At 61.7% G+C, this 10,323-nt stretch carries 7 protein-coding genes; 5 read left to right on the top strand and 2 right to left on the bottom strand.

Annotated elements, in window-relative coordinates:
- Positions 1 to 468 precede the first annotated feature (468 nt).
- Positions 469 to 1,167, bottom strand: a complete 699-nt coding sequence (locus MUM_RS0124765; RefSeq protein WP_010175255.1) for a response regulator — start codon at positions 1,165 to 1,167, stop codon at positions 469 to 471.
- Entirely contained in the window at positions 1,142 to 4,528 is a 3,387-nt protein-coding gene (locus MUM_RS0124760) for an ATP-binding protein (protein WP_010175254.1), read from the bottom strand. Before MUM_RS0124760 ends, MUM_RS0124765 begins: the two co-directional genes overlap by 26 nt.
- Before the next feature lie 347 nt (positions 4,529 to 4,875).
- Between MUM_RS0124760 and urtA the strand changes: the two genes are divergently transcribed.
- The 5 genes from urtA (at position 4,876) to urtE (ending at position 9,813) form a co-directional block, all read left to right on the top strand.
- Complete coding sequence (urtA, locus tag MUM_RS0124750; protein ID WP_010175253.1) at positions 4,876 to 6,084, top strand: urea ABC transporter substrate-binding protein; 1,209 nt, start codon at positions 4,876 to 4,878, stop codon at positions 6,082 to 6,084.
- Between the two features lie 185 nt (positions 6,085 to 6,269).
- Positions 6,270 to 7,187 carry an urea ABC transporter permease subunit UrtB gene (urtB, locus tag MUM_RS0124745; protein ID WP_010175252.1) on the top strand — a complete coding sequence of 306 codons (918 nt, stop codon included), beginning with the start codon at positions 6,270 to 6,272 and terminating at the stop codon, positions 7,185 to 7,187.
- A gap of 10 nt (positions 7,188 to 7,197) precedes the next feature.
- Entirely contained in the window at positions 7,198 to 8,358 is a 1,161-nt protein-coding gene (urtC, locus tag MUM_RS0124740) for an urea ABC transporter permease subunit UrtC (RefSeq protein WP_010175251.1), read from the top strand.
- Complete coding sequence (gene urtD / locus MUM_RS0124735; protein WP_003218258.1) at positions 8,355 to 9,113, top strand: urea ABC transporter ATP-binding protein UrtD; 759 nt, start codon at positions 8,355 to 8,357, stop codon at positions 9,111 to 9,113. The genes urtC and urtD overlap by 4 nt, the downstream gene beginning before the upstream one ends.
- Before the next feature lie 10 nt (positions 9,114 to 9,123).
- Positions 9,124 to 9,813, top strand: coding sequence for an urea ABC transporter ATP-binding subunit UrtE (gene urtE / locus MUM_RS0124730; RefSeq protein WP_010175249.1), 690 nt, complete (start codon positions 9,124 to 9,126; stop codon positions 9,811 to 9,813).
- The last annotated feature ends 510 nt before the right edge of the window (positions 9,814 to 10,323 follow it).

The following is a 10,323-nucleotide window of genomic DNA, read 5'->3' as shown; positions in this document are numbered from 1 at the left end:
CGGTGTGTCTGATGTACCGAGTTGTCTGCATCGCAGGCAAGCCAGCTCCCACATTTGACCGTGCCCGCTCTGGCTGTAGATTTTGATCTTGATGTTGCCTTTGCTTCACACCACTCAAGCCGGCCTGTAGGCCGCTGTGCTGTTGATCTGCTTTTGATTTTGATCTTAGGCGCCCCGTTAAACCACGCTGGCCGAACGCAGGTAGTACGGAGCGGGTAAACCGGCAGGACGCCGGTTTAGCCGCGACGGGGCAGGGACGCCCCGTCGCGGCGGCCCGCGGAGTAATGCCGGAGTGCGGGCACACCGAGCCTAGGCGAGGTGCCGAGTGGTGGGGCAAGAGCCTTTTGGTTACTTTTGGGCTCCTTTCAAAAGTGACCCGCTGTAAGAGCGGAACCCATAGCCGCCGTTACCTAAATAATGGATATGTACTCACCCCAGCACACACCAACAGAACCCTCAGCTCCCACATTAGACAGTCGCCATCGTTTGAGAACGCACCGGACTCATCGCCGCCATCGCCACCGAAGTCGCCGCCGTGCGCGTCTCCACCCCCAACTTCACATACACATGCTCCAGATGCTTGTTCACCGTCCTCGGGCTCAACCCGAGAATGTCGCCAATGTCCCGATTGGTCTTGCCACACGCCACCCAGCGCAGCACTTCCACTTCCCGTTCCGTCAATTGAAACCGCGCCGAGAGCAGCTTGTGCGCCGGCTCATCGTCCAGGGTGATCACGCTCGGCTGCGTCGCCGCCCGCGCCGACAGCAAAATCCGCGAGGTGCGCAAATGCGCCGCCACCCGCGCCAGCACCTCATCAGTCTGGATCGGCTTGGTCACGTAATCACTGCCACCCACCTCAAACCCCTGCACCACATGCTTGCTGTCGGTCAGCCCGGTCATGAACACCACCGGAATGTCCGCGCTGGCCGGTTGCGCCTTGAGCCGGCGGCAGGTTTCAAAGCCGTCCAGGCCAGGCATCACCGCGTCCAGCAGGATCAGGTCCGGGCGCCGGCGTTGCACGCGGTTCAGCGCGCTGAGGCCGTCCAGCGCCACCAGCACCATGTAGCCGGCGTCGTCCAGCGCGTCGGAGAGCATCGCCAGGTTGTCCGGGGTGTCGTCGACAATCAGCACCACGCCGGGCTCAGCGCTGCGGGTCAAGGCATTCATCTTCGGCCTCCTTCAGGATTCGGTTGAGTTCTTCCAGGCGAAAGCTTTTCAGCAGTGCCCGAAGCTTGTTGATGAACGGCGTGGTGCCTGGGCTTTCCAGCACGATCGCGTCGAGCTTTTCATGCAGGCCACGCACGTAGCCGATGGCGCTCAGTTCGGCGAGCACGGCGAGGTCTTCGGCACTCGGCAGCACGCCCGGTGTGGCGACCGGCGCGACGATTGGTGCTCTGCGCCGCAGCCACTGCAGATCCAGGTGCAGTTGCAGGCGCCCGAGCAATTCCGGCGTGCGCACCGGCTTGGCCAGGTAGTCGTTGCAGGCGCTGGCGATGCTGCGTTCACGGTCGTCGGTAAAGGCGTTGGCCGAGATCACGATGATCGGCGCGGTAGACAGCGCGTTACGCCGGATCATCCGGCTGGTGGCCCAGCCGTCCATGGTCGGCATCGACAGGTCCATCAGGATCAGGTCCGGCGACAGCAGCGCTACCTGGCGGATCGCCTCCTGGCCGTTACTCGCCTGTGACACCTCAAAGCCCAAAGGCGTGAGCATGCCGCTGAGCACCTTGCGATGGTCCACATGGTCATCCACCACCAGGATGCGCCGCCGTTCGCCGTGGTAGCCGATGATGTCGTGCTCCACATGCACCACCGCCTGCGGCACCCGGACCTGGGACAGGAACAGCCGCACCTGGAAGCAGGTGCCCTTGTCCAGTTCGCTGACCACCCGCAATTCGCCGCCCATCAGCGAGGTGAGCATGCGGGTGATGGTCAGGCCGAGGCCCACGCCCTTGTCCTGGCGCATCAGGTCGCCGCGTTCGAACGGCTGGAAAATCCGCTCGATCTGCTCGGGGTCAATGCCGATGCCGGTGTCGATAATTTCGAAGTTGGCGGTTTCGCGCATGTAGCTGACCCGCAGGCGCACCTCGCCGCTGTCGGTGAAGTTGATCGCGTTGCCCAGCAGGTTGATCAGGATCTGCCGCACGCGTTTTTCATCGCCGCGCACCACGGCAGGGATCTTGCCCACGCAGTCCAGGCGAAAGCGCAGGCCCTTGTCTTCGGCCTGGGGGGTGAACATTTGCTCCAGGTCGTGGATCAGCTCCGGGAAGGGGATTTCGGTGAGTTCCAGGCGCAACTTGCCGGCCTCGATCTTGGCCACGTCCAGCAGCCCGTCGATCAGCGACAACAGGTGCGAGCCGCTGCGCAGGATGGTCGCCAGGGCGTCCTGATGCTGCTCGGGCATGGCGCTGTCGCGCTGCAGGATCTGGGTGAAGCCGAGGATGCTGTTGAGCGGTGTGCGCAGCTCGTGGGACAGCCCGGTGACGTAGCGGCTCTTGGCCGCGTTCGCCGCTTCCGAGGCTTCCTTGGCCTGTTGCAGAGCCTGGTCGGTGAGGCTGTGGGCGGCGATCTCCTGCATCAGCAGCGAGGTTTGCCGGTCGGACTCTTCCTGGGCGACGCGCCGGCTTTCACGGGTCAGCACCACCCACCAGGCGAGCACGGCAGCCAACACCGAGAGCGTGAGGAACGCCTTGAAAAACGCCTGGTACAAGGTTTGCGAATGGGGCAAGCCCTGGGCCGCCTGCATGTAGATCAGGGCCAGTGCCCCGGCCAGCATCAGCACCAGCGCCAGTAACAAGCCGAGGTAGTGCGCCAGCCGGGTATGCAGGCGTGGCACCAACGTGGTCGGCAGCAACCAGCGCAATACGCCTTCGAACTGGCTGGCGAGGCGGGCGTGGGGTTTGCAGCGGTCGCCGCAGCGCGCATCCAGGGAGCAACACAGCGAGCAGATCGGCGTGCTGTAGGCCGGGCAGAACGCCATGTCGGCGGTTTCAAACGGGTTGCTGCACAGCCCGCAGATCACCAGGCCGGTGCCGGGTTGCGGGTGAATCAATTGTGCCTCGCTGCTGCGCGCAATGTAGTAGCGGCCCTTGGTCAGCCACGCCAGCAGCGGCGCCATGACCAGCGCGGTGCCCAGCGCGACAAACGGCGGCGCCGCCTGGGACAGGGCGCCGAACAGGCCGAAGTGGGCGAGGATCGACAGCAGCGAGGCAATCAGCATCGACCCGACGCCCACCGGGTTGATGTCGTAGAGGTGCGCGCGCTTGAACTCGATGTGCTTGGGCGACAGGCCCAGGGGTTTGTTGATCACCAGGTCCGCCACCAGGGTGCCGATCCACGCGATGGCGATGTTGGCGTAGAGCCCCAGCACCTGCTCGATCACATCGAACACCCCCAGCTCCATCAGCATCAGCGCGATGGCGACGTTGAACACCAGCCACACCACACGGCCGGGGTGGCTGTGGGTCACGCGGGCGAAGAAGTTCGACCAGGCCAGGGAGCCGGCGTAGGCGTTGGTCAGGTTGATTTTCATCTGCGAGATGAACACGAACAGCACCATTGCCCCCAAGGCCCATTCGGGGGAGGAGAACACATAGCCGAACGCGACGAGGTACATCTGGGTCGGCTCGGCGGCGCGCTCCATGGGGATTTCATGTTGCAGGGCAAGGAAGGCCAGGAACGCCCCCGCGAACATCTTCAGGGCGCCCGGCACGATCCAGCCGGGCCCGGCGCATAAGAGCGCTGCCCACCAGCGTTTGCGGTTGGCGGCGGTTTTTTCCGGGAGGAAGCGCAGGTAGTCCACCTGTTCGCCAATTTGCGTGACCAAGGAAAGTGCCACGGTGCAGGCGGCGCAAAACGACAGCAGATTGAAGTCGCCGCCGTCGCTGCTGCGGCCGACGAAGCTGGTCCAGTCGCTGAAGGCCTCGGGGTTTTTCCACAGTACGAAGCCGTAAGGCAGCACCAACAGCACTAGCCACAGCGGTTGGGTCCACAGTTGCAGGCGGCTGATCAGGGTCACGCCGTAGGCCACCAGCGGGATCACCAGCAGTGAACAGATCACATAGGCAATGGCCAGCGGGATATGGAAATACAACTCCAGGGCCAGGGCCATGATCGCCGCTTCGAGGGCGAAGAACAGGAAGGTGAAGCTGGCGTAGATCAGCGAGGTGATGGTGGAACCGATATAGCCGAAGCCCGCGCCGCGGGTCAGCAGGTCCATGTCCACGCCATAGCGGGCGGCGTAATAACTGATGGGCAGGCCGGTGAGGAAGATCACCAGGCTGATGGCGAGGATCGCCCAGAAAGTGTTGGTGAACCCGTAGCTCAAGGCCAACACGCCGCCGATGGCCTCCAGCGCCAGGAACGACACCGCGCCGAGGGCGGTGTTGGCAATGCGCAGTTCCGACCATTTGCGGAAGGATTTCGGGGTGTAGCGCAGGGCGTAGTCTTCCATGGTCTCGTCGGCGACCCAGGAGTTGTAGTCGCGGCGGATCTTGACGATGCGCTGGGTGCCGGGGAGGGGGTGCACGGTGGAGAACTCCTGCAAGGATAAGGCGATGGCAGCAATATTCGTGCCCCATTCCTGTGGGGTGGGCTCTTTGTGGCGAGGGAGCCTGCTGTGGTGAGCGGGCTTGCCCCGCGCTGGGCTGCGAAGCAGCCCTAACCAAAGCCACCGCTTATCTTCAGACAAACCGAGCCGGCAGGTTTTGGGGCTGCTTCGCAGCCCAGCGCGGGGCAAGCCCGCTCACCACAGGCTGCTCGAAAATGGTGCGCAACGGCATACGTCAAATGACGTACTCCGTTACGTCAGGCTGCGTATACCCGCCGTGGCCACCTGCCGCCATGCTGAACCCCTCATTGCAGAGGAGTCGCCCCATGGAATCACGATTGATCCGCTCCAAACCGTTGTTGGCCTTATCACTGCTGGCGGCGAGTCTGTTCAGCCATGGCGTCATGGCCGATAACGATGGTCTGGCGGTGACGCCTACCGAAGTCACCGTCGGCCAGTTGCACTCGGCCACCGGCACCATGGCGATTTCCGAAACCGGTTCGATCCAGGCCGAACGCCTGGCCATCGAGCAGATCAACGCTTCGGGCGGGATTCTCGGGCGGCAGATCAAGGTGATCCAGGAAGACGGCGCGTCCGACTGGCCGACCTTCGCCGAAAAGGCCAAGAAACTGCTGGTCAACGACAAGGTGGCCGCCGTGTTCGGCTGCTGGACTTCAGCGTCGCGCAAAGCCGTGTTGCCGATCTTCGAGAAAGAAAACGGCCTGCTCTACTACCCGACCTTCTACGAAGGCCTTGAGCAGTCGAAAAACGTGATCTACACCGGCCAGGAAGCCACCCAGCAGATCCTCGCCAGCCTCGACTGGATCGCCAAGACCAAGGGCGCCAAAACCTTCTACCTGGTGGGCTCGGACTACATCTGGCCGCGCACCTCGATGAAGATCGCGCGCAAGCACATTGAAAACGTCCTGCACGGTACCGTGGTCGGCGAAGACTACTACCCGCTGGGCAACACCCAGTTCGGTTCGCTGATCAACAAGGTCAAGCTGAAAAAGCCTGACGTGGTGTTCGCCGCCGTGGTGGGCGGCTCCAACGTGGCCTTCTACAAACAACTCAACGCGGCGGGTGTGAACGCGTCCAAGCAAACCCTGTTGACCCTGTCGGTGACCGAAGACGAACTGCTGGGCATCGGCGGCGAAAACATGGCCGGCTTCTATGCCTCGATGAAGTACTTCCAGAGCCTCGACAACCCGAACAACAAAGCCTTCGTGGAAGCGTTCAAGGCCAAGTACGGCAAGGACGCAGTCATCGGCGACGTGACCCAGGCGGCCTACCTCGGCCCGTGGTTGTGGAAAGCGGCGGTGGAAAAGGCCGGCAGCTTCGACGTGGATAAAGTCGTCGCCGCGTCCCCAGGCATCGAGCTGAAAAACGCGCCGGAAGGCTACGTGAAGATCCACGAAAACCATCACCTGTGGAGCAAGTCGCGCATCGGCGAAGTGCAGCCCAATGGCCAGTTCAAGGTGATCTACGAGTCGGATCTGATCGAGCCGAATCCGTTCCCGAAAGGCTACCAATAACCCTGGATCTGGCATTGATCTAACGGTTGGAACTGGGTTTGTGTGGGAGCTGGCTTGCCTGCGATGGCATCCCCTCGGTGCAACTGAATGACCGAGTCGCCTGCATCGCAGGCAAGCCAGCTCCCACATAAAAACACAGGCAAAAGCAGTCCGCATTTCAACCTCCCGCTCAGGAGACCATCATCATGGAATGGCTATCGGAATTTGGAGCCATCGCGGCGATGCAGGGGTTCAACGGCTTGTCCGTGTTCTGCGTGCTGTTGCTGATGGCATTGGGACTGGCAATCATCTTCGGCCAGATGGGCGTGATCAACATGGCCCACGGCGAGTTCCTGACCATTGGCGCCTACACCACGTACGTCTGTTCCAGCCTCACCGCGCACTTCGCGCCGAGCTTCCAGCCGTATTACTTTTTCTTTGCCATTGCCTTGTCATTCCTCGTCGCCGGCGCCGTGGGCTGGCTGGTGGAATGGGCAATGATCAGCCGTTTGTACAAACGGCCGCTGGACACCTTGCTCGCCACCTGGGGCTTGTCCCTGGTGATGCAGCAAACCTTCCGCTCGGTGTTCGGCGCGCGTGAAGTGAGTGCCGAACCGCCGGCCTGGCTGATGGGTTCGGTGAACCTCACCGACGCCATCGAAATCCCGCGCAACGGCCTGTTCATGATGGGCCTGACCCTGCTGCTGACCGGTGCGATCTTCGTCATGCTCTACCGCTCGCGCTGGGGCCTGCAAGTGCGCGCCACCGTGCAAAACCGCCTGATGAGCCGCGCGGTGGGCATCAATACGCGCAAGGTCGACCGCATGACCTTCGCCCTCGGTTGCGGCGTGGCGGGCGTGGCCGGTGCGGCGTTCACCACCATCGGCTCCACCGGGCCGACCGCCGGTTCGCAGTACATCGTCGACACCTTCCTGGTGGTGGTGTTTGGCGGCGCGCAAAGCCTGTTCGGCACCATCGCCTCGGCGTTCTTGATTGCCCAGACCCAATCGCTGTCGGAGTTTTTCCTCAGTGGCTCGATGGCCAAGGTGCTGACGCTGTCGTCGGTGATTCTGATCCTGATGCTGCGCCCGCAAGGGTTGTTCTCCATCAAAGTGCGCAAGTAGAGGCGAACCGATGAAGGCTTTAGACAAGCTGCTGGGCGGCCAGCAAAACCTGATCGGCATCATGCTCCTGGCGGTGTTGATCCTCGTGGTGTTCCCGCTGACCCTGGACGCGTTCCGGCTGAACATGGTCGGCAAGTACCTGACCTACGCGTTCGTCGCGGTGGGCCTGGTGCTGTGCTGGGGTTATGGCGGGATTCTCAGCCTCGGGCAGGGCGTGTTTTTCGGCGTCGGCGGCTATTGCATGGCGATGTTCCTGAAACTTGAGGCCTCGGACCCCGAGAGCACCAAGATCCAGTCCACCCCGGGCATACCGGACTTCATGGACTGGAACCAGATCACCCAGCTGCCGTGGCTCTGGCAACCGTTCCACAGTTTCTCGTTCACCCTGTTTGCGGTGATCGCCGTGCCGGTGCTGCTGGCATTCATCATCGGCATGGCGCTGTTCAAGCGGCGGGTGGGCGATGTGTATTTCTCCATCGTCACCCAGGCGATTGCACTGATCCTCACGGTGCTGATCGTTGGCCAGCAAGGCCTCACCGGTGGCGTCAACGGCATCACCGACCTCAAGACCCTGCTGGGCTGGGACCTGCGCGGCGACGGCGCGAAGATGATCCTGTACTTCATCAACGCCGGCCTGCTGTTTGGCTGCATTTTCATCGGCCGCTTTATCCTCGCCTCGAAGCTTGGCCGGCTGTTGATGGCCATGCGCGACAAGGAAGAGCGGGTGCGGTTTTCCGGGTATGACGTGGCCAGTTTCAAGATCTTCGTGTTTTGCGTGGCGGCGGCGTTTTCGGCGATTGGCGGCGCGATGTTTGCCTTGCAGGTGGGCTTTATGTCGCCGTCGTTCGTGGGCATCGTGCCGTCGATCGAAATGGTGATTTTTGCCGCGGTTGGCGGGCGCATGTCGCTGCTGGGGGCGGTGTACGGCGCGTTGCTGGTGAACTACGGCAAGACCTACTTTTCCGAATCCTTCCCCGAGCTGTGGCTGTACCTGATGGGCGGGCTGTTTATCGCCGTGGTCATGTACTTCCCCAACGGCCTGGCCGGGCTGTGGGACAGCCATGGTCGCCAGGCCTTGGCCAGACTGCTGCGCCGCACACCGGTGGTAAACGTCGAACCGGCGAAGATCAAGCCCAAGGCTGAAGCCAAGATCCTGGAGACACAGCCATGACCGCTGTCGGTTTTGAAATGAAAAAACCGGTGTTGGCCATCGAAGGCCTCACCGTGTCATTCGACGGCTTCAAGGCCGTCGACAACCTCAACCTGTATATCGACCGCAATGAAGTGCGGGTGGTGATCGGCCCCAACGGCGCCGGCAAAACCACGGTACTGGACCTGATCTGCGGCAAGACCCGCGCCACCAGCGGCAGCATCCAGTTCGACGGCCAGGAACTGACCAAAATGCGCGAATACAACATCGTGCGGGCCGGCGTGGGGCGCAAGTTCCAGAACCCGTCTATCTACGAAAACCTGACGGTGTTTGAAAACCTTGAAATGTCGTATCCGGCCGGGCGCAAGGTGTGGGGCGCGCTGTTTTTCAAGCGCAACGCCCAGGTGATCGCGCGGGTCGAGGAAGTGGCCCGGGAAATCTTCCTCGGCGACTTGTTGCAACAGCAGGCCGACCTGCTGTCCCACGGGCAAAAGCAGTGGCTGGAGATTGGCATGCTGCTGATGCAAGACCCCGAATTGTTGATGCTTGACGAGCCGGTGGCCGGCATGAGCGTCAACGAGCGCGCGCAAACCGCCGAGTTGCTCAAGCGCATCAGCCAGGGCCGCTCGGTGCTGGTGATCGAGCACGACATGGAGTTCGTCAAAAGCATTGCCCACAAGGTCACGGTGCTGCACCAGGGCAAAGTGCTGGCCGAGGGCAGCATGGAGTCGGTGCAGAGCAATCCGAAAGTCATTGAAGTGTATTTGGGCCACTGAGGAGTCGGGCATGTTCAAGATCGACAAACTGTCGTGCGGGTACGGGCAGAGCCAGATTCTTCACGACCTGGAGCTGAACGTGGCCAAGCGTGAGATCGTCGCGGTGATGGGGCGTAACGGGATGGGCAAGACCACGTTGTTCAAGAGCCTGATGGGTATTTTGCCGCAGTGGCAGGGGCAGGTGAGTGTGGATGGGCATGATGTGTCGAAGCTTGAAACCCATGAGCGGGTGGAGCGGGGGATTGCCTATGTGCCTCAGGGGCGGATGATTTTTCCCAGCATGAGTGTGTTGGAGAATATTCAGACCGGGTTGCCGGCTTCGGCTCGGGGCAGGGTGCCTGAGGATTTGTATGCGTTGTTTCCGGTGCTGTATGACATGCGTTCGCGCAAGGGTGGGAATTTGTCTGGGGGGCAGCAACAGCAGTTGGCGATTGCTCGGGCGTTGGCGACCAATCCGAAGGTGTTGTTGCTGGATGAGCCGACTGAGGGGATTCAGCCTTCGATCATCAAGGACATTGCTCGTACGCTTAAGGAGATTCGCAATTTGCGGGATTTGACGATTGTTGTTTCTGAGCAGGTGTTGTCGTTTACTTTGGAAATTGCTGATCGGTTTTTGGTGATTGAGAAGGGGAGGTTTGTGATCGAGGAAACTCGGGATCGGGTGGATGAGGCGACTATCAGTCGGTATTTGTCGGTGTGACTTGGCGGGGTGCATATCCGTTTCTTCGGTAACGGCTGCCTATGGTTTCGCTCTTACAGCGAGTCACTTTGCAAAAGCGGCAAAGTAACCAAAACGCTCTGCCCCGCCTGTCGGCGCCTCGCTGTGGCTCGGCGTTCCCTCACTCCGGCGATGCTCCGCGGGCCGCCGCGATGGGCCATCCTTGGCCCAGCGCGGCTAAACCGGCGTCCTGCCGGTTTACCCGCTCCGCACCACCTGCGTTCGGCCTCGGGCTTATTGGGGCAGTCAGAGCCAGATCAAGATCAAAAGCAAGAGCACAGCGGCCTACAGGCCGGCTTGAGTGGTAGAAGCCAGAGCAAAAGCCAAAGCGAAAGCAGAGCTGCTTTTCTGTAGGAGCCGGCTTGCCGGCGATGGCATCACCTCGGTGTGTCTGATGTACCGAGTTGTCTGCATCGCAGGCAAGCCAGCTCCCACATTTGACCGTGCCCGCTCCCCCCGGTGTCAGGGTAGTTGTCGCGTCCACTGCTTTCT

The sequence above is a fragment of the Pseudomonas sp. PAMC 25886 genome (assembly GCF_000242655.1).
Taxonomy (GTDB): Bacteria; Pseudomonadota; Gammaproteobacteria; order Pseudomonadales; family Pseudomonadaceae; genus Aquipseudomonas.
This window is presented reverse-complemented; position numbering and strand designations above follow the sequence as displayed.